The organism is Bradyrhizobium sp. RDM12, assembly GCF_051917485.1.
Lineage (GTDB): Bacteria > Pseudomonadota > Alphaproteobacteria > Rhizobiales > Xanthobacteraceae > Bradyrhizobium.
Genome location: NZ_CM133064.1, coordinates 6,203,879 through 6,222,209 on the forward strand (window position 1 = coordinate 6,203,879; position 18,331 = coordinate 6,222,209).

Annotated in this window: 17 protein-coding genes and 2 pseudogenes; 7 read left to right on the forward strand and 12 right to left on the reverse strand. The window is 62.5% G+C overall.

Annotation, left to right across the window (positions count from 1 at the left end; all coding sequences use genetic code 11):
- Window positions 1-20 precede the first annotated feature (20 nt).
- The gene (locus ACTGJ9_RS30455; protein WP_456674068.1) at window positions 21-1,286 is read right to left on the reverse strand and encodes an ABC transporter substrate-binding protein; all 1,266 of its coding nucleotides are present in this window, start codon (window positions 1,284-1,286) and stop codon (window positions 21-23) included.
- Window positions 1,287-1,314: 28 nt separating this feature from the next.
- Here ACTGJ9_RS30455 and ACTGJ9_RS30460 point away from each other — a divergent pair, with 28 nt between their 5' ends.
- On the forward strand, window positions 1,315-1,971 hold the full coding sequence (locus ACTGJ9_RS30460; protein ID WP_456674069.1) for a substrate-binding domain-containing protein: 657 nt from the start codon (window positions 1,315-1,317) through the stop codon (window positions 1,969-1,971).
- 192 nt (window positions 1,972-2,163) lie between these two features.
- Window positions 2,164-2,715: an SDR family NAD(P)-dependent oxidoreductase gene (locus tag ACTGJ9_RS30465; RefSeq protein ID WP_456674070.1), complete on the forward strand. Its 552-nt coding sequence runs from the start codon at window positions 2,164-2,166 to the stop codon at window positions 2,713-2,715.
- A gap of 887 nt (window positions 2,716-3,602) precedes the next feature.
- Here the strand turns inward: ACTGJ9_RS30465 and ACTGJ9_RS30470 are convergent.
- The 9 genes and pseudogenes from ACTGJ9_RS30470 to ACTGJ9_RS30510 all read right to left on the reverse strand — a co-directional run bounded on the left by ACTGJ9_RS30470 (window position 3,603) and on the right by ACTGJ9_RS30510 (window position 12,282).
- Window positions 3,603-3,806 carry a hypothetical protein gene (locus ACTGJ9_RS30470; RefSeq protein ID WP_456674071.1) on the reverse strand — a complete coding sequence of 68 codons (204 nt, stop codon included), beginning with the start codon at window positions 3,804-3,806 and terminating at the stop codon, window positions 3,603-3,605.
- Between the two features lie 142 nt (window positions 3,807-3,948).
- Window positions 3,949-5,619: a sulfatase-like hydrolase/transferase gene (locus ACTGJ9_RS30475; RefSeq protein WP_456674072.1), complete on the reverse strand. Its 1,671-nt coding sequence runs from the start codon at window positions 5,617-5,619 to the stop codon at window positions 3,949-3,951.
- A 144-nt stretch (window positions 5,620-5,763) separates the two neighbouring features.
- Window positions 5,764-6,342 carry a pyridoxamine 5'-phosphate oxidase family protein gene (locus ACTGJ9_RS30480; RefSeq protein WP_456674073.1) on the reverse strand — a complete coding sequence of 193 codons (579 nt, stop codon included), beginning with the start codon at window positions 6,340-6,342 and terminating at the stop codon, window positions 5,764-5,766.
- A gap of 68 nt (window positions 6,343-6,410) precedes the next feature.
- Window positions 6,411-6,989, reverse strand: coding sequence for a histidine phosphatase family protein (locus ACTGJ9_RS30485; RefSeq protein WP_456678683.1), 579 nt, complete (start codon window positions 6,987-6,989; stop codon window positions 6,411-6,413).
- Window positions 6,990-7,044: 55 nt separating this feature from the next.
- Window positions 7,045-8,132 (reverse strand): annotated as a pseudogene (locus ACTGJ9_RS30490) (ABC transporter ATP-binding protein).
- A gap of 8 nt (window positions 8,133-8,140) precedes the next feature.
- Entirely contained in the window at window positions 8,141-8,974 is an 834-nt protein-coding gene (locus ACTGJ9_RS30495; RefSeq protein WP_456674074.1) for a carbohydrate ABC transporter permease, read from the reverse strand.
- Window positions 8,975-8,984: 10 nt separating this feature from the next.
- Window positions 8,985-9,902: a carbohydrate ABC transporter permease gene (locus tag ACTGJ9_RS30500; RefSeq protein ID WP_456678684.1), complete on the reverse strand. Its 918-nt coding sequence runs from the start codon at window positions 9,900-9,902 to the stop codon at window positions 8,985-8,987.
- 171 nt (window positions 9,903-10,073) lie between these two features.
- The gene (locus ACTGJ9_RS30505) at window positions 10,074-11,336 is read right to left on the reverse strand and encodes an ABC transporter substrate-binding protein (RefSeq protein WP_456674075.1); all 1,263 of its coding nucleotides are present in this window, start codon (window positions 11,334-11,336) and stop codon (window positions 10,074-10,076) included.
- 1 nt (window position 11,337) lies between these two features.
- The gene (locus ACTGJ9_RS30510) at window positions 11,338-12,282 is read right to left on the reverse strand and encodes an N-acetylmuramic acid 6-phosphate etherase (protein ID WP_456674076.1); all 945 of its coding nucleotides are present in this window, start codon (window positions 12,280-12,282) and stop codon (window positions 11,338-11,340) included.
- Window positions 12,283-12,401: 119 nt separating this feature from the next.
- Here ACTGJ9_RS30510 and ACTGJ9_RS30515 point away from each other — a divergent pair.
- The 5 genes and pseudogenes from ACTGJ9_RS30515 to ACTGJ9_RS30535 all read left to right on the forward strand — a co-directional run bounded on the left by ACTGJ9_RS30515 (window position 12,402) and on the right by ACTGJ9_RS30535 (window position 17,303).
- Window positions 12,402-13,252 (forward strand): annotated as a pseudogene (locus ACTGJ9_RS30515) (glucosamine kinase nucleotide-binding domain-containing protein).
- A gap of 38 nt (window positions 13,253-13,290) precedes the next feature.
- Entirely contained in the window at window positions 13,291-13,998 is a 708-nt protein-coding gene (locus ACTGJ9_RS30520) for a GntR family transcriptional regulator (RefSeq protein WP_456674077.1), read from the forward strand.
- Entirely contained in the window at window positions 13,995-15,020 is a 1,026-nt protein-coding gene (locus ACTGJ9_RS30525) for an SIS domain-containing protein (protein WP_456674078.1), read from the forward strand. The genes ACTGJ9_RS30520 and ACTGJ9_RS30525 overlap by 4 nt, the downstream gene beginning before the upstream one ends.
- Window positions 15,020-16,156 (forward strand): N-acetylglucosamine-6-phosphate deacetylase, encoded by a 1,137-nt coding sequence (gene nagA, locus ACTGJ9_RS30530; protein ID WP_456674079.1) that lies wholly within the window; start codon window positions 15,020-15,022, stop codon window positions 16,154-16,156. Before ACTGJ9_RS30525 ends, nagA begins: the two co-directional genes overlap by 1 nt.
- A gap of 112 nt (window positions 16,157-16,268) precedes the next feature.
- Complete coding sequence (locus ACTGJ9_RS30535) at window positions 16,269-17,303, forward strand: Gfo/Idh/MocA family protein (protein ID WP_456674080.1); 1,035 nt, start codon at window positions 16,269-16,271, stop codon at window positions 17,301-17,303.
- Here ACTGJ9_RS30535 and ACTGJ9_RS30540 read toward each other — a convergent pair.
- The gene (locus ACTGJ9_RS30540; RefSeq protein WP_456674081.1) at window positions 17,222-17,695 is read right to left on the reverse strand and encodes a PfkB family carbohydrate kinase; all 474 of its coding nucleotides are present in this window, start codon (window positions 17,693-17,695) and stop codon (window positions 17,222-17,224) included. The genes ACTGJ9_RS30535 and ACTGJ9_RS30540 overlap by 82 nt on opposite strands.
- Window positions 17,696-17,810: 115 nt before the next feature.
- A complete protein-coding gene (locus tag ACTGJ9_RS30545) occupies window positions 17,811-18,266 on the reverse strand; it encodes an RbsD/FucU family protein (protein WP_456674082.1) in 456 nt (151 codons plus the stop codon).
- Between the last annotated feature and the right edge of the window lie 65 nt (window positions 18,267-18,331).

Genomic DNA, 18,331 nt, shown 5'->3' on the forward strand with positions numbered 1-18,331 from the left:
TCCTGCCGGCATGAAAGCCGTTACTTCTGGGCGATCAGCGCATCGAGCGCCTTGTCGGCATCGGCGCAGGCCTCGTCGATCGGCTTCTGCTTCAGGATCAGATCCTGCACCGCCTGGCCGATGAACTCGCGCGATTGCGGATTGGCGACGATGGGATAACCGACCTCGGAGGAGCCCTTGGTGGCGAGCACGTCGAGCGCGGCCTGCCATTCCTTGCGGACCGGCTCTTCCTCGATCCACTTGCGATAGTCAGGGTCCTTGGCGACAGACGGACGCGGCGGGGCAATGCCTAGCAGCGCCATCTTCTTCTGCACCTCGGGGCTGGTCGCCCATTGCACGAAGTACCAGGCCGCATCCGGCTGCTTGCTGTGCGAAGACACGGCCATGCCCCAGCCGATCGTGGTCGGCACCTGGCCGGCCTCGCCCGCCGGGAACGGCAACAGGCCGGTGTCCTTCAACCGCGCGCCGCCGTCCATCACCGTGCGCAATTCGTTCGAGGATTCGAACGCCATCGCCGCGCGGCCGCTGCGATAGAGCGCGGAGATCTGCTGGAAGCTGTAATTGACGACGCCGGGCGGTCCGAAATCGCGCAGCAGCCGGCTATAGGTGTCGAGCGCTTCCTTGCCCTTGGCCGAGCAGAGGTTCGACTTGCCGCTCGCGATATAGCTGCCGCCGATATTGTGCAGCATGTTGCTGAAGGTGTAGGCGACCGCGGGCTTGAGGCCGCGCGAGACGAACGGCGTCACCGCGCTGTCGCAAGCCTTGATCTTCGCGGCCGCAGCTTCGACCTCCTTGATGGTCTTCGGCGCCTCGAGGCCGCACTTCTTGAAGATGTCGGTGCGGTAATAGAAGATTGGACCTTCGATGTTCATCGGCATGCTGGTGAGCTTGCCGCCGAAGGTCGCGGCCTTCAGCAGCGCCTGGCTCAGCCCGGCTGGGTCGTATTCCTTGGCGACCTCGTTCTTGGCCATTGCCGTGAGATCGGCGTACCAGCCGCCGGCGGCGAACTGTTCGCCTTCGCGCGAGGGCAGCGTCATGAACACGTCGACCTCGTCGCTGCCCGCGTTCATGACGGTGACCAGACGCTGGCGCATCTGCTGTTCCTGATAGCCATCGACCTTCAGCGTCATGCCGGTCAGCTTCTCGAAATCGGCCTTGTAGGTCAGCAGCGCCTGCGCGACCGGATTGTTGTTGGCGAGAAAGGTGACAGTCTTGCCCCTGAACTTCATCCAGTCGAAATCGGCGGCGTGCGCCTGCGCGCTGACGGCAATCGCAAGAACGGGCAACGCGACATGCGTCGCGAGGATCCTGGCCTTGCTGCGCGGCGATTGCCATCACGACGGATTGCGCAAGCTGCTCGCCGATAATGCAGTGCCGTTCATCAATGTCGGCATCTACCAGCCGGACCGACCCTATCCCTGCGTCGGTACGGACAACGAAGCGGCGGCCCATCGCGCCGCGGCACATGCCATCGAGCTCGGCCATCGCCGCATCGGAATCGTCTCCGCGCTCCAGCGCAACAATGACCGCGCCAGCGCTCGCGTCGCCGGCTTTCGTCGCACGCTGAGGGAGAAGGGCCTCGACATTCCCGCACAATGGCACGTCGAGGTGCCCTATACGCTGGACGATGCGCGTGAGGCGGCCCGCTATCTCCTGAACCTCAAAGACCGCCCCACGGCTGTCGTCTGCGGCAACGACGTCATCGCCTACGGCGTGCTGCTCGAGGCGGAGCGCGATGGGTTCTCCGTTCCGCGCGACCTATCCGTCGTCGGCTTCGACGACCTCGACTGGAGCCGGCATTTGCGGCCAAGCCTGACCACGATACACGTTCCGACCGGAGAAACCTGGCAGCGCGCCGGCGAATATCTGGTCCGGAGCCTCGCCGGCGAGCAGACCATCATGCATCGCGAGATCGACTTCTCGCTGGTGGTCCGCGAGTCGACGGCTCCGCCTCCGAAATCCCTGAAGTGAGACCTGCCCGATGAATTCGAATTTCTCCCTAGCCCCCGGCTTTCATGCGATCGTGATCGGGGGCGCCGGCGATATTGCCGCAGCAATCAGTAACCAGTTTTGCGATCTCGGCGCGACGGTGACCGCAACCGGCGCCAACGACGCCGATCTCGCCCGCACACCCTCAAGCCGCGCGCGGGCCTCACGCTCGGGATGCTCGACGTTACAGATGATGCGGCCGTCAAATCCTTCGCCAACAAGCACAAGCGGGTCGACGCGCTCGTCAATTGCGCCGGGATTCTCGCACGCGACAAGGAATTCGAGATCGAGACTTTCGTGAAGGTCCTCGACGTCAATCTCACCGGCACCTTCCGGACTTGCATGGCGTTTCGCACAGTGCTTGCCCAGGCGAAGGAATCGATCGTCAACATCGCTTCGATGAACGCGACTTTGGCGCTGCCGCGTATCCCCGCCTATTGCGCCAGCAAGGGTGGCGTCGTGATGTTGACCAAGGCGCTGGCCTTGAAATGGGCCGAAGAGGGCATTCGCGTCAACGCGGTTGCGCCCGGCTATATCGAGACCGCGATCAACGCCGCCGGCCGAACTGATCTCGCGCATTACCAGCGCATTGCCGACCGCACTGCGTTCAAGCGGTGGGGGCAGCCGGCGGACATTGCCGGTGCCGTTGCGTTCCTCTGCATGCCAGCTTCGAGATATGCGACCGGCACCGTCGTCGCTGTGGATGGCGGGTTTCTCGCTGGATGAGCCTATGGGGACAGGACACAATATGCTTCGCAGCTCCGCGCCTTTGCGAACTTAGCTCATACGCGCCGGCGAGGCTCGTCGCCCCATAATCGATCTTTGCCCGCCAAGAGCGCGCGAGTTGGTCTCACAACACGCGGAACATCACAGGTTCCAATTGGCTGAAGCCAGATTTTCTTTGATCTCGCGGTGCACACGTCTTGCACGCGGCACCCTCTGAGCCATCATGGGCGCAATGCAAATCGGCGCGCTAACATATTGATGTTATCTCGCTTTATCGTCTCGTCTGGAACAGCTATTTTTTTTGGGCCGACACAAATTCAAGCCCGACTATTGGGGCATTTTCCAATTATTTCAAGTTCGTAAGTTGATCGCCTGTTCGTCCTTCGATGACGCCGAGTCCCTCTGGCCACGCCTAGGTAGAACGAGCGCCATCGCAATTCTCGCGGCGGTAGAGCAAAGAAACCTGCGGGCGGCGATCCCGAGCTTACATAGCGCACGGCATCGCCATGTTCAGCCTCGGCATCACGGAGATCACAGAGGCGATTCGAACCTTCATCCGGGCCGACGAATCCGACTCGCTGCAGGTCTCGCGCTGGACCTGGCTTCCCGGCGCGGGATGAGCGTGCTCCTGATGGAGTGCCCCGAATGTACGCCTAATTGCGACGTCAATCGCCTGCGGAAGCCTCAAGGCAGATCGGTACTGCATTTGGTACTGCACGCCTCTTGGCTATCGCCAAGTTATTCCGCGGCTAATGCGCTGGCCCAGCTGAAGTCATAATGGGAACTCAATACTTTCATCACTACGACAGCGCCGAGGACGCAGGCGATCTGCACTAACGTCCTCGTCGAGAAAACCTTGTTAAACAGCGCCATATGACATCCCAACCCTAGCGCTGATGACCTAATCCAATTCCGAGCTTACGTGCCTTCTGGCGCAGCGAGCCTTCTGAACGCTTCGTAAGCTTCGCAATTTTAGCGACCGGCGTCTTTGCCTTCGAGTGCGCGCGCAACTCTTTGACATCCGCCTTCGTGTATTCACGACGCCCCGTGTTCTTGGTCGTCGCCTTAGTCCTCTTCTTTGCTTTCTTCACGCAGTGTTCCTTTTGTGAGGCGGCTTTACTAACACGGAAATGGCTTGCGGCAAGCTTAATGGCTCAGTGCGATCTTGGATTAGTTTTCGAGAACCGATTGAGACCTTTCCTGCGCGATTGATGATCCAAGCTGATCTCCAGGCTAGACTGTCCCGTGCCGGACATTTTGAACCAGGTCTATCAGGCCCATATCCACCAATGTGCGGTGGAATCGGCGTTTCCGTTCGGAGGCCGACGCAAAGTAGGTCTCCCCGCAATCATCAAGCAAGCTGGCGCGGGTCGAAAATATCGGATCAGAGAGGAGGCCTGCGCGTTGCAACGCCAAGGTGCCAAGAAAGGCGATGTCGAGGTCCGCCCCTCGTCCGGGCCTGAATTGCTCGGGAGGGGTATTCAAAGCCTCCATCGCATAAAATGTTCGGAACGAACGTCGCGCGTCGGCCGCGAGTTTTAGTTGCCGAGCGATTTGACGAGTCAATACCGGTTGGTGATCGCCATAGTGCACGACGAGAATTGGTCGCTGAGTCCTTTCCAGTTTCAGCTTGAGCTTTTGCCAGGTTGAAGCGGTCTCCGCGAGTCGTGCGTAATATTCGGCGTATCTGCAATCAGGGAGGCGCGCCATAGCGAAAGCGCGCTCGCTTTCAAACCGTCCAGGCGCAACAAGGCGCCTATCATGCGGCCCGTGATTGAAGTTGGTCAGCACGTACAGAAATCGAGGCGCCGCCGGATCATCAAGAATGCTGTTTGCATAGGCATCGATCACCGCCTCCAGAAATAACGTATCGGAGTTTGTCGCCTCGAAACGCCTGGTATCGAAAGGTGGCGGAATGTCGTCGATGAAAATTCGCTCATTCATGCCGATCGAGCTGTAAAATTGATCATAGTTGAGAAAACTGCGACGGCAGCTCGACATTAGCGTTGTCTTATACCCGAGCGAGGTCAGCGAGTGGGTGAGGCTGCTGTGGAATCGACCCGCGCCCTTTCTGAACAGCTGGTACGCACTTGACCCGAAGCTTGCACTTGAAAGGCCGGTCAGTAAGCTGAATTCAGACTGCCACGAACCGCCCCCGAAGATGTCCACATTGAGGCAGCCGTGTTGACCGGCTACCGGGGACAGGAAGCCCTCGACGATTGGCTCAACGGGCAAGCCAAAGATGCGCGGGTCAAAAACCGATTCGTGCTGGATGACGATAATATCGGGAAAGCGGGTCGAGCGCGCTGGCACCGGCTCCTTGAGCGGCAGTGGCTCCATCGCGATGTCACTCAGAGTGAGCCGGCCGAACTGCTGCCAGGATGCGGGGTCGATGAGCGAGGCCATGAACGCCGAGTAGAAACAGCGCGGCTGGGAAAGGTTCAGCCGCCAAGACGCCGCGCCCTTCGCTGCAAAGACGGCGGCGGAACAAATGAGAGCAAGGCCGAATAGGAGAATTCGAAGCTCGATCGAAACCGGCGATCCGGCGGCGTAGAGCAGCACCAAGGCCACTGCAAAAACAAGAACAAGGCTTCCCGTCAGCACACCCAGCATCATGCGTGGGTATTGCGACACAAAAAATGGCACCGTCCCCGCGAACGCGAGCGGCAAATCGGAAACGGTCAGTTTGAGTGCGCTGTGGTCGAATTTGACGATCGATAGTCCGGCAATCGCGATTGCCAGCACACAGGACAGCAGCACCGCCCTCTCAAAATCAGCAACGAAGATCAGCAACAGGGCGACGTTAAATACAAATGCGGTGATTGCAAACAGAAGGTGCTCTGCGCTCCGTTCTGCCAGCACAACGACGCCGATAGCTCCCACAATTGCCAAACCCAACATCATTGCTGCATGATGCTCTGAAAATGCGACTTCTTCAATGAGGCTGAAGTCCTATTGACCGACGCAGGAGATCGCGGCTGCGCCTCAAAACCCGCGGGCGAGGTCGCCCCCGAGCTCGCCCGTGCGGAATAAGCTCGGTCCGCGTGCTCACATCTTGACCGTCACCTTGCGGTTTTCACCGAGATTCGGTTGCTCTCCGGTCAGCCTCGCCTTGGCGAACTCGAACATCGTAGCGGCGGAGCTCGCCGGTCCGTCCCACAACTCCGCTGTGAACGGCTGTATCCGCAACAAAGATACGTCTGGATCGTTGGGGCCGCCCGGCCACCACACCTCGTCGGTCTTTCGCCACACCGCCTTCGTCTTGTCGGGATCGCGCATGACCGAGGCGCGACCGGTGATCGACAGGTAGGCGTTAGCGCTCGAATCGATGAAGACAAGACCGACATCGGGCGCGGCCTCGATTTCGTCCTCCTTGGGACTGTGGATGTCGGTTACGAAGAAAATTGCGCCGGCGTCGCGGTCGGGTCTTGCTTCAAGCGGCCGCGCACGCAGTCCGCCGCCGAACTGCGTCGTCAGCATGCACACGCCGACGTTTTGGATAATGTCCCAGATGCGGTCGACAGGATCTTTCTTGCTCATAATCAAATCGAGCTGCAGTACCCGGAAGTGATCCGTACCGGCGGTGCGCAGCCATTCGAGACTGCGTTGGAATCGGCGGCACGGCACATGACAACCCGGAAACGCCCGATCCGTTCCAAATTGTTGGAACTATCACTGGCTTCGCTTCGCGAAAGTCACAGTTCTTCGAGGCGACGCCACGCATGCAGCACGCGACGGCCATGCGAGCTGAACGCAAAGAAGCAACCACCGCCAGCGGGTTGGTCATGCGCGCGATCGATCTCCAAACCGGAATAATGGCAGTACAAGAGAGTCCCAACGCCACCGTGGCCGACGAAGAGCACGTCTCCCGGCGTGTTGCGCGCCAACACGTGCTCGACCTCGCCGACAATGCGGAGCTGGGCGTCAATCGCTCGTTCCCAGCCACGAATGCTCACGTGGGGTTGTCCGAAGAATTGGTTGGCCGTCGCCTCGAACTGGTCGGGGACGAGAAAACCTGTGGCCGATCGGTCGTTCTCGTGCATTGCCTCGCGCACTTCCACCACGACGCCCAGCTTTGCGGCAATGATCTCAGCGGTCTCGATCGCCTTTCGCTCTCCGCTGGAGATGACCTGGCTGGTACCTGACAGCCTTCCCGCGATCGTCAGGGCTTCCGTCCGTGCTTTCCCGACCTCACTGAGGCCCCAGCACGGAACGGGAATCGACGGATCGATCTTCACCTGAGGATGGGTCAGATAGCGTACGACATTCGTCATCATTGAACGATCACGCCGTCAAACCAACTTGCAATCGGCATCGTATCGCCCCCAATCAATCGGTTTGCGTCGCAACACGAATGCCGGAGGCGTCGAAGACGTGTACGTCGGGAGCCGCCGCAACGAGCGTCACCGTCTCGCCTCGCGACGGCGTCCGGCGGCCGCGTACCTCCGCAACGAACATGCTGCCGTCGGCGCGGCGCAAATAGGCGAACGAAGCCTCGCCAAGCCGTTCGACGAGCTCGACGATGCCTTCGGCGGCGAAGGCACCGTCCACGCCCCGGACAAGATGCTCCGGGCGAACACCGAGCGTCAGCGCGGCGCCGACCTTCAGCGAGGCCACCGGCAGCTCGAGGCTGAGGAATCCGCCACCGGTTGCACGTGCGCGTCCGCCCTCGATGCTTTCGACCTTTGCATCGAAGAAATTCATCGCGGGCGAACCGATGAATCCGGCCACGAACAGGTTAGCGGGTTCATAGTAGAGATCGAGCGGTTTGCCGACCTGCTCGATGCGGCCCTTGTTCATCACCACGATACGGTCGGCGAGCGTCATCGCCTCGACCTGGTCGTGCGTCACATAAACGATCGTCGCTTTCAGCACTCTGTGCAGGTTGGCGATCTCGACGCGGGTCGAGACGCGCAGCGCCGCATCGAGATTGGAGAGCGGTTCATCGAACAGGAAGACGGCGGGCTCGCGGACGATCGCACGTCCGATCGCGACGCGCTGACGCTGGCCAGCCAGAGATCGCGCGGATACCGATCGAGCAGGTCTGCGAGCCGCAGCATGCGGGCGGCTTCCGCAACGCGCCGCTCGCGTTCGGCCGGCGCCACGCCGGCAAATTTCAGACCGAAGGTCATGTTCTTGCGCACATTCATATGCGGATAGAGTGCGTAGGACTGGAACACCATCGCGATGCCGCGCGCGGCAGGAGCGAGCGTATTGACGCATCTCTCCGCGATATGGATGTCACCGCCTGAGGCGCCATCGAGCCCGGCGATCATGCGCAGAAGCGTTGACTTGCCACAGCCTGATGGGCCGACGAGCACGACGAACTCGCCGTCTTCGATGCCCAGGTTGATGTCGTTGAGTACTGTCGTCGCCCCATAACGCTTGTTGAGACGCTCGATGCGCAGATTGGCCATTCAACACCCTATTTGACTGCGCCGGAGGTGAGGCCCGCAATGAGTTGGCGCGAGAGGATCACGTAGATTATGACGACCGGCAGGATCGCCATTGACAGCGCCGCGAGCACGGAATTCCAGTCGGTGATGTACTGGCCAAGAAACTGCTGCACCCCAAGCGTGACTGTATGCGTCGAGTCGCTCGACGTCAGGATCAACGGAAACCAGAGGTCGTTCCAGATCGGCACGATGGTGAAGACGGCAACGGTCGCGATCGCCGGGCGCAGCAGAGGGGCGACCACTTCGAAGAAGATGCGGGTTTCCGGCACGCCGTCGCAGCGCGCGGCGTCCCGCAAGTCCCTGGGGATCTGCTGGATGAATTCGCTCAAGATGAAGATCGACATCGGCAGGCCTTGCGCAACGTAGATGAGGATCAAGGCCGTCAGCGTGTCGTTCAGGCCCGCGGACCGCATCATGTTGAGAATCGCGACGGAGCCAAGCCGGATCGGCACCATGATGCCGAGCGACAGAAACAGAGCCAGCACCGTCGAACCACCAAAGCGGTATTCGGTGAGCGCCCAGGCTGCCATCGCGCCAAACAGCAGCACGAGTGCCATGCTGACGAGGGTCACGATCAGCGAATTTGAATAGTAGGTGAGGATATGGGAGGAGCGAAAAACCTTCTCATAGCCGACGAGGCTGAAGGTTGCGGCGTCCGGCGGAGCAAGCGGGCTGCCGAAGATGGCGCTGCGCACCTTGAACGAATTCATCACGACGAGCAGGATTGGACCGACCGCCAGCAGGCTGTAGGCGATCAGGACGAGATGGACACCAAGGCTCCTTGCGCGCTGCTCCGCCGTCACGCCGCTCCCCTCAAAAAACATAACGGCGGATGCGCCGCTGCACGAGGAAGAGGTAAAGGCAAAGGCCGACGAGAATGATAAAGAACATGACGGTCGCAACCGCAGCGCCCATCGTCGGGTTGCCGAGCTGGAGCTGATTGCCGAAGAAGGTCCGGTAGAAAAACGTGCCGAGAATGTCGGTTGCGAAATTCGGCCCCGCGAGCGCACCCTTGACCGAATAGATCAGATCGAAAGCGTTGAAGTTGGCGACGAAGGTCAAGACCGAGACCAGGCTGATCGTCGGCAGGACGAGCGGAAGCTTGATGTGGAAGAAGATGCGGAATTGTCCGAGCCCGTCGACGCGTGCCGCGTCGATCAACTCTTGTGGGATGTTGAGCAGCGCGGCATAGATCAACATCATCGGGATGCCAACGAATTGCCAGACCGAAATGAGCGACAGGGTTACGAGTGCGCTGGATTCGAGGCCCAGCCAGGGCGCGAACAGTGAGCCCAACCCCACGGACTTCAAGGCGCCGGCAGCCACGCCCCAGAGCGGGGACAGGATCAGGTTCCAGGAGAAGCCGACGATGACCACCGAGAGCATCGTCGGTAAGAACATGACGGTGCGATAAAAGCCCTTGAGCCTCAGGCCCGGCAGGCTCAGCAATCCTGCGAGCGCGATACCGATCGGATTCTGTACACACATGTGCACGGCGAAGAATATCAGATTGTTGCCGAGGGCATTCCAGAATGGCTTCGACCAGAGCGCATCACCGAGCAGCGTCTCGAAGTTGGCCAGCCCGACGAAATACCGGGCTCCAGACGGATCGCTCGTGTAGGTGGAGAGCGCCATCGTCGCGACGAGAGGATAGATCGAGAACAGGGTGTAGATCACGACCGCCGGTCCGAGAAAGAACAGCAGAAGGCCCGCGAGTTTTGCGCGAGGCATCTGGGCCGTGATGTTCGAGACCGATTCAGGCATGACGGAAAGAGGTTGAACCTAGCGTGCGTTATCGTCGCTCTCCGCGCCTGCGGCTCGTGCCGCGAGTCAGCGGAGTATGCAGCAACTATCGAACAGGAAAGTCCCTCTCCCCGCCAGAGCGGAGAGAGGGGACTGGCTTCACTTGGCGGGCTTGTACCACTTGTCGAGGCCGTCCTGCAGCTGCTTGCCGGCAGCATCGGGCGTCAGCTTGCCGTTGACGACCTGCGCGGACACGTTCCAGAGCTCGTTTTCCAGATTCGGCGTACCGCGCGACAGTATCTGATAGGAGTTGCGGATCGTCGACTTGCAGGTCTGGCGCCATCCGACCATCGTTGCGGCGACGTCGTCGTCGACCTTCACCGCGGTCTTGCCGAGGGGGAAGAAGCCGGGAAGCGCGTTGGCGTAGATCGTTGCGAATTCCGGCGTCGTCAGCCATTCCAGGAATTTGTTTGCGTCTTCCTTGTTCTTCGACGCTGCGTTGACGCCCATCGCGATGTCGGTGTGATCGGAGATATAGCAATCCGTCGTGCCGGCCGGCTGCGGCGGCGGGAATGCACCCATGGCGAATTTCGCCTGGCCGCGGAACGTCGAGATATCCCACGAGCCAGCCGCATAGATCGCGCCCTTGCCGAGCGAGAACAGGTTCTGACTGTCAGCGTAGGTCTGCGCCTGGAAGCCCGATCCGAGGTAGGGCGCCCAGTTCGCGATCTCCTTGAAGGCCGCGACGTATTGCGGGTCGGTGAGCTTCTCCTTGCCGGCAATGAGATTGGCGCGACCGGTCTCGCCCTTCCAATAGTCGGGGCCGACGTTCTGGAATCCCATGGTCGCGGCCTCCCACTGGTCGGCCGTGCCCATCACCAGCGGGACATAGGTCCCGTCCTTCTTGAATTTCTCAAGCACGGCGTGGAATTCATCGAGCGTCTTTGGCTCGGACACGCCGACTTTGGCAAACGCTTCCTTGTTGTAGATAAACCCCGCGATGACGGAGGCGATCGGAACACAGAAGGTGGTTTTGCCGTCGTCGGTTTGCCATGCGGCCTTCGCAACATCGGAGAAATTGTCCATCCCCTTGAGGCCATCGACCGCGTCGAGCTGATGCTTTTGATAGAGCGCGAGCGAGGCGTCGAACGGACGGCACGTAATGAGGTCGCCGGCGGTGCCGCCATCAAGCCGTGCGTTCAGGGCGGCGTTGTATTCCTTGGGCGCCGAAGGCGCGAATTCAATCTTGATGTCGGGATAACGCTTGTTGAAAGCGGGAATGATCTTCGAGTTCCAGATGTCAGCGTCGTCGTTGCGCCAGCTCTCGATCTTCAACGAGCCTGCCTGGGCCGACGCAAGCCCCGCAAGCAACGCCAACGCGGCAGCCTCAGCTCCCATTGCAGCCTTGAATGTCCGTCTCATGCTACGCTCCCTTGTTCGGGCCTTCGCCCTTGATCCCGTGGCTAACGCCTGCGCGGCGCAACGCATCGTCTATCCGGCCTTCCGCAGCAGCGAGACACGTGACCGCCTCGCTCCTGATGACGACGCCGCAGGCAATCAGGATCGCCGGCTTGACCTCGCCGCAGGCCTCGCGCAGCGCCGCTTCCGCTTTGGCATCGCTGACGCCGGCGATCGTTGCGACGATCCCACGCGCCCGCTCGCGCAATCTGGCATTGTCGGCCTTCAGATTGACCATGAGGCCCTGATAGATGTGACCAAGCTCGAACCCCATCAATGACGAGAGCATGCCTAGCGCGGCCTTTTGCGCAGTTCCGGCCGCGAGCCGTGTCGATCCGCGCAGCGCCTCCTCCCCGCTCTCGAGCAAGATCGACGCGTCGGCACCGACGAGCAAAGGCGCGCCCGGACGATGCGCGATGCCGATCACGAAGGCGCCGCGGCGGCGCGCCTCTGCGGCTGCAGCGACGGTGAACGGCGTCGAGCCGCTCGCCGATACGACGATCACGGCATCACGAGAGAGATCACCGAGCCCGGTCATCGCCTGCTCGCCGGCTGCGGCATCGTCCTCCGCGGCGCCATCGATGCGGAACAGCTCGGTGGTCCCGCCGGGCAGGACAATCGCGATGCGGCTCTCATCGAGGCCGAACGTGCCGGGAAGCTCGGCGGCGTCTTCAGCGGCCGCAAGACCGGAAGAGCCCGCGCCCGCATAGATCAGCCGTCCACCTGCTCGCCAGATCGCAGCGAGGCGAAGCGCGGCGGCGCGGATGTCGCCGGCGGCGGCTGCGACCGAAGCGATCGCCCGGCGGTAGGATGCGAGCACCGCCTCCGCGAACATCGCGTCATCGAGGATCACGACACCACCGGTGTCGCAGCACCTTTCGCCGTCTGTCTCCAGCCTCGGCATCGACATCGTAAATACCAATGGTAGATACCTCTTGTATTTGTTCTAGCCGCGTGACATACCACTTGTCTAGGGGCGTTAAGGACTTTTAGGGAGGCTCCTTGGCGACGGCCCAGTTCTTCCTCGGTGTGGACGGCGGCGCGACCCGGTGTCGCGCGAGACTTCGGGATTCCTCGGGCCGCGAGCTCGGGCGTGGCCTCGGGCCGGCCTCGAACATCTATCTCGATTTCGACGAAGCCATGCGAGTCGTCCGTGAGACGATCGAGTCCGCCATCCCAGCCGGAGCACCAAGGCAGGAGATCGCAGTCGGCCTTAGCCTTGCCGGGCTTTCCGACGAGGAGGAAGCAGGGCGCGTCTCTGCCGCCCTGCCCGGCTTTGCGCGCATCGCCGCCGTGAATGATGCTGTCGCCGCCTGCGTCGGTGCCAATGGCCTCGGCGACGGCGGCCTGATCATCGCGGGCACGGGCTCGGCGGGCATCGCTCGCGTGGGAGCTCGACGACGATCATCGGCGGGCGCGGGTTCTGGCTCGGCGACGACGGATCTGCTGCCCGCCTTGGCGAGTCGGCGTTGCGCGCGACGCTGCGTGCGATCGATGGCCTCGAGCCGATGAGCGGCTTGGCGCAAGCGCTCGGGCGCCATTTCGATGGCGATCCATTGCGCATGAGCCGCTGGGCGGCGGACGCAAGGCCAAGCGACTACGGCGCCTTCGCACCCCAGATCCTGGACGTCGCCAGGTCCGGAGATATGCGCGCGCGCGAAGTCGTCGGCGAAGCAGCCAGCGCGATAGCCGCGCTTGCGAACGCCCTGAATGCACTTGGCGCCGAGCGCATTGCACTCGCCGGCGGCTTCGGTGAGCCCATGCGCCCATTTTTGCCGGCTGGTGTGGCCACGCGCCTCGCACTGCCACGGCGCGACGCGGTCGACGGCGCGATCCTGCTCATCGGCGGAACGCTCGCGGAGGACGCCGCATGTCCATGACGGTCGAAACCGCGCCGGGCCAGAAGCTCTATCGTGCCGTGGTCGACGCGCTTCGGCACGAGATTGAGACCGGACGCTTCGCAGAGACGCAATTGCTTCCGGCCGAGCGGGTATTATGCGAGCTGCTCGACGTATCGCGCACAACCCTTCGCAAGGCGATCGCCGATCTGATCGCCGAAGGCGTGCTGTTTCACCGCCACGGCGCCGGCACCTTCATCCATCGGGCGACGCCGCGCGTCGAGCAGCCCTCCTCGCGCCTAACGAGCTTCACGGAAGACATGCGGCTGCGTGGATTGGAGGCGAGCTCGCGCGAGCTCGAGCGCGGCGTGTTCCTGCCGACGCCGGAAGAGTCCATGATGCTTGGCGTACGGCCGAACGAACGCGTGTTCCGGCTCGGCCGCCTGCGCCTGGCTGACGGTTCGCCCATGGCGATCGAACGCGCCGCCGTGCCGATACGCTTTCTTCCCGAACAGGACTCGGTCGGCGGCTCGCTTTATGAGGCGCTCTCCGCGCGGGGCGTCAGGCCCGCTCGTGGCTTGCAGCGCTTGCGTGCGACCCTCGTCGATCATGCGGATGCGGAACTGCTCGGCGTCGCACCGGACAGCCCCGCCCTCTATATCCAGCGCATCGCCTATCTTGCCGACGGATCCTGCGTCGAATTCACGAAATCCTGGTACCGGGCGGACGCGTATGACTTCGTCTCTGAACTCACGCTGTCGCCGCCGGCCCGAAAGGCGCACCGATGACGACCTGCATGCTTCAGGAGATCGGCGAGGCAGGCGAAGCGGCCGCGCGCCAGCTTGCCCAGAACGCGGAGCGGCTCGCTGAACTTGGCGCGCGTCTGCGCATGCTAGGTCCGTCGCTCGTCGCGACCATCGCCCGCGGCTCCTCGGACTGCTGTGCGCTCTATCTGAAATACCTCGTCGAGATTGTGTCGGGGGTGCCTTGTGCCTCAATCGGTCCTTCCATCGCGACGCTTTATCGTACGCCGATGCGGCTCGAAGGCGGTGTTTCGATCGCGATCTCGCAATCGGGACGCAGCCCGGACATTGTCGAGATGCAGCGCGCCGCACGAGACGGCGGTGCACTGGCCGTCGCAATGGTCAACGACGTGGCCTCGCCGCTCGCGCAAGAGGCCGAAGTGCTGCTGCCATTGTGCGCCGGCGCTGAAAGCTCAGTCGCAGCGACCAAATCGATGGTTGCCGGTCTGGTCGCGGGCGCGAGCCTCGTCGCGGCCTGGCGCGAAGATCGGCAGCTCGCGGACGTCCTCACCGGCCTGCCCGAGATCCTGCGCGGACAAACGGCGCCGCCGCCCGCGGCGTTGCTCGGGCAGCTCGCGAATGCCCGCAGCGCTTTCGTTCTCGGTCGCGGTGCGACGCTTGCGATCGCTGCGGAGGCGGCGCTGAAGCTCAAGGAAACCTGCGCGATTCACGCCGAAGCCTATTCCGCGGCCGAGGTGCTGCATGGCCCGGCCGAACTCGTGGACTCCGGCTTTCCCGTCATCGCCTTCGTTCCGTCCGACGCAGCGCGCGAAGGCATGCTGCCGACACTGGCCGCGCTGGCGAGTGCCGGTGCAAGGGTGATTACAATCGAGGCCGGAGGCGCCGACGACACGGATCGTCTCGCGACCGCAAAAGTCGAGGCGACGCTGCTGGAACCCATCGTCATGATCCACCGCTTCTACCGCCTTGCCGAGGCGCTTGCGCTCCAGCTAGGGCGAGATCCCGACCGCCCGCGCAACCTGCGCAAGGTGACGGAGACCCTTTGATGATCGTTTTGACCGGCGCACGGATTTTCGATGGCGAGCGCTTTCTTTGCGACCACGTCGTCGTTATCGAAGGCGACCGCATCGCCGCAATCCTCCCCTACGCCGAGAGACCGCATGGCGCGGTACGCGATCTCGGTGGCGGCTTGCTCGCGCCCGGCTACATCGATGTGCAGGTCAACGGCGGTGGCGGCGTCTTGTTCAACGAGGACCCGACGCCGGAAGGCATCGCCCGCATCGCCGCTGCGCATCGCAAGCACGGCACCGTCGGGCTGCTGCCGACGCTGGTAACCGATGCCCCGCAAGTGATGGCGGCGGCAATCGCCGCAACGCGCGAAGCACGGCAACTGACCCCGGCAACACTCGGCATCCATCTGGAAGGACCCTTCCTGGATCCGGCTCGCAAGGGCGCGCATGAGCTCAGATATATCCGCGACCTCAAGCTGGGCGACATTGCGACGATCGTCGAGGCGAATTGCGGCGCCGTCATGCTGACGCTCGCGCCCAATCGGGTCGGTGCGGCGAGCATTGCCGAACTCGCGCGGCATGGCGTGCTCATTTCGCTCGGCCACTCGAATGCAAGCTATGCACAGGCGAGCGCGGCCGTCAAAGCCGGCGCACACGCATTCACGCACCTGTTCAATGCGATGAGCGCGCCGGTCGGACGCGAGCCAGGCATGGTTGGCGCAGCGCTCGACCTCGACGAGGCCTTCGTCGGAATCATCGCGGATGGTCATCACGTGCACGAGGCGAACATTCGTATCGCCTTCGCGGCCAAACGGCATGACCGCTTCATGCTGATCACCGACGCGATGCCACCGGCCGCCGGCGGTCCCGATCAGTTCGATCTACAGGGCCGCCGCGTGACCCGCGCAGAAGGCAGCCTGCGGCTCGAAGATGGAACGCTCGCAGGGTCGGTTCTGACCATGGACGAAGCCGTACGCTTTGCCGTCGAGGTAACACAGCTCGAGCTCGGTGACGCACTCGCGATGGCCTCGCGCGTTCCAGCAACGTTTCTGCGACGCGAGACGGAGCTTGGCCGCATCGCGCCCGGATATCTTGCGAGCCTGGTGCATCTTGACGACGATTTGCGCGTGCGCGAAACCTGGATCGAGGGCCGGCCATCTGGCGGCTCCTGATGCACGGCTCTGGCGGATGTTGTTTCGATTGAAGGGGCGCGGTTGAGCCATGTCTTCCTCATCTGCGTCGACAATTCAGCCAATCCGCGTTCTCGTGATTGGGCTCGGCACCATGGGAACCAGCCACGCCCGCGCCTACGCCGCGATCGATGGCTTCGAGCTCGTCGGCCTCTGCACCCCTCGCGCGGCCGCTCGCCATGACCTCGACGCGGAGTTTCCCGGTCTGCCGCGCTTCGAACGATACGACGAGGCACTGACGGCACTGCGTCCCGATGCGGTCGCGATTTGCACCTATACCGAACATCACGCCACGATGGCCCTTCAGGCTTTCGCGGCAGGTGCGCATGTATTCTGCGAAAAGCCCCTTGCCGCGACGCTCGACGCAGCCCGGCACGTCGTCGACGCAGCGCGATCGAGCGGAAAGGCGCTGCTGATCGGCTATATCCTTCGCGTCCATCCGTCATGGTCGCGCTTCGTCGAGATCGGCCGCACGCTCGGCAAGCCGCTCGTGATGCGCATGAATCTCAACCAGCAATCGGCCGGCTCCTTCTGGGAGGTTCACAAGAAGCTCATGCTGTCGACCTCACCGATCGTCGATTGCGGCGTGCACTATGTCGATATCATGTGCCAGGTGACGCGCTCGCGCCCGATCGCCGTGCACGCGGTCGGGGCGAGGCTCACGGACGAGATCGCGCCTAGCATGTACAATTACGGCCATCTTCACATCGTGTTCGAGGACGGATCAGTTGGCTGGTACGAGGTTGGTTGGGGACCGATGATGAGCGAGACTGCTCACTTCGTGAAGGACATTATCGGGCCGAACGGCAGTGTGTCGATTGTTGCGCGGGAAAGTACCGATGCGACTGCGAGCTCGACGGACCATGACACGCATACGCGCACCAATGCACTCCGGATCCATCATGCAGCCCGCAACCTGGAGGGCCACTTCGCAAGTTCCGACGAACTCCTCTCGACCGAGGACGAACCGGACCACCAGGAGCTCTGCGAGCGCGAGCAGCGGCTATTTCTCAGCGCCATTCGTGGCGAGATCGATCTGTCCGAGCATCACGAGGCTGCGATCAACTCGCTGGGCATCGTCCTTGCCGCCGACGCCAGCGTTCGAAGCGGCGAAGTCGTACGCATGTGACACTGATTTTTCGAGGTCGTGTCAGGAACAGAAAGCTGAGCGCCGGCGTGGGCAGCAGCAAGGCCACGCGAAACAGCCGTTCGCCCGAAATGCGCGTTCAGCGCGAGCGCAACGCCAAACCCGATCGCGTAAATTCCGGCCGTGGCCAAACCGAACCGCGCCGCTTCCAGCGGATCGGCGCCGCCCGCAAGCGCTGCTGCGAAGCCGCCGACGAATGCACCGCCCGCCCCTGCGGTTTCGACCACCTTGCCGGTGGCGAATAGCGGCACGTGCAGCGAGCGATCCCGCCCGTGAAACAGCGCGCCGCGTTCGCCGAGCGTGATCAGCGCGGTCCCCGCTCCCTTCGCCAGCAACGCGTCTCCGGCGCCGCGGGCGCCGGCTAGATCGCTCACCGCGATTCCCATCAGCGTTCCGCCTCGGTCTCGTTGGGAACGATGTAGTCACATAATGCAACCAGATCGACGACGAAGATGCCGAGCACCGCGACGCCAGTCTTGCTCATCGTCGTCACTCTCCGTCCGGCGCGATGACGCCCTTGGAGAACAGGAAACAGCCATAGAAGCGCCGCTCACCGGTGGCGATCACGCAATAGGCCGTCTTGGCCTTTTCATAGAAGGCATGGCGCTCGACCCCGACCAGCGGCCAGGACCGTCCCTCGGCGTGGTCGATCACGGCCTGCACCTCGCGCTGCACCGGCGGCACCTCCTGGGGCTGGCCGACGATCTCCATGCGCATCGCGGCATCGTCGACGAACGTATCGAGCGGCATTACCGAGAGGATGGCCTCGATCGCCTTTGCCGCACTGACGTTGTCGATGCGAAGCAGCTCGCCGAACACGGTCTGGCGCGCGATGGAGTCGGCAGGGAAATTGGTATCGCACACCACGAGGCGGTCTCCGTGCCCCATTGCGCGCAAGGCATAGAGCACGTCGGCATTGAGCAGTGGATTGATGCCCTTGAGCATGTTGCGTTCCTCCCTTGTCTTTCAAAATTGCCCGAACTCTGATGGTTCGCATGCCAACAAGTATC

Bases quoted from the DNA above. Each gene is read 5' to 3' on its own strand.
- ACTGJ9_RS30465 (WP_456674070.1), top strand. From the start codon at position 2,164: ATGCTCGACGTTACAGATGATGCGGCCGTCAAATCCTTCGCCAACAAG.
- ACTGJ9_RS30475 (WP_456674072.1), bottom strand. From the start codon at position 5,619: ATGATGTTGGGTTTGGCAATTGTGGGAGCTATCGGCGTCGTTGTGCTG.
- ACTGJ9_RS30485 (WP_456678683.1), bottom strand. From the start codon at position 6,989: ATGACGAATGTCGTACGCTATCTGACCCATCCTCAGGTGAAGATCGAT.
- ACTGJ9_RS30500 (WP_456678684.1), bottom strand. From the start codon at position 9,902: ATGCCTCGCGCAAAACTCGCGGGCCTTCTGCTGTTCTTTCTCGGACCG.
- ACTGJ9_RS30505 (WP_456674075.1), bottom strand. From the start codon at position 11,336: ATGAGACGGACATTCAAGGCTGCAATGGGAGCTGAGGCTGCCGCGTTG.
- ACTGJ9_RS30510 (WP_456674076.1), bottom strand. From the start codon at position 12,282: ATGTCGATGCCGAGGCTGGAGACAGACGGCGAAAGGTGCTGCGACACC.
- ACTGJ9_RS30525 (WP_456674078.1), top strand. From the start codon at position 13,995: ATGACGACCTGCATGCTTCAGGAGATCGGCGAGGCAGGCGAAGCGGCC.
- nagA (WP_456674079.1), top strand. From the start codon at position 15,020: ATGATCGTTTTGACCGGCGCACGGATTTTCGATGGCGAGCGCTTTCTT.
- ACTGJ9_RS30535 (WP_456674080.1), top strand. From the start codon at position 16,269: ATGGGAACCAGCCACGCCCGCGCCTACGCCGCGATCGATGGCTTCGAG.
- ACTGJ9_RS30545 (WP_456674082.1), bottom strand. From the start codon at position 18,266: ATGCTCAAGGGCATCAATCCACTGCTCAATGCCGACGTGCTCTATGCC.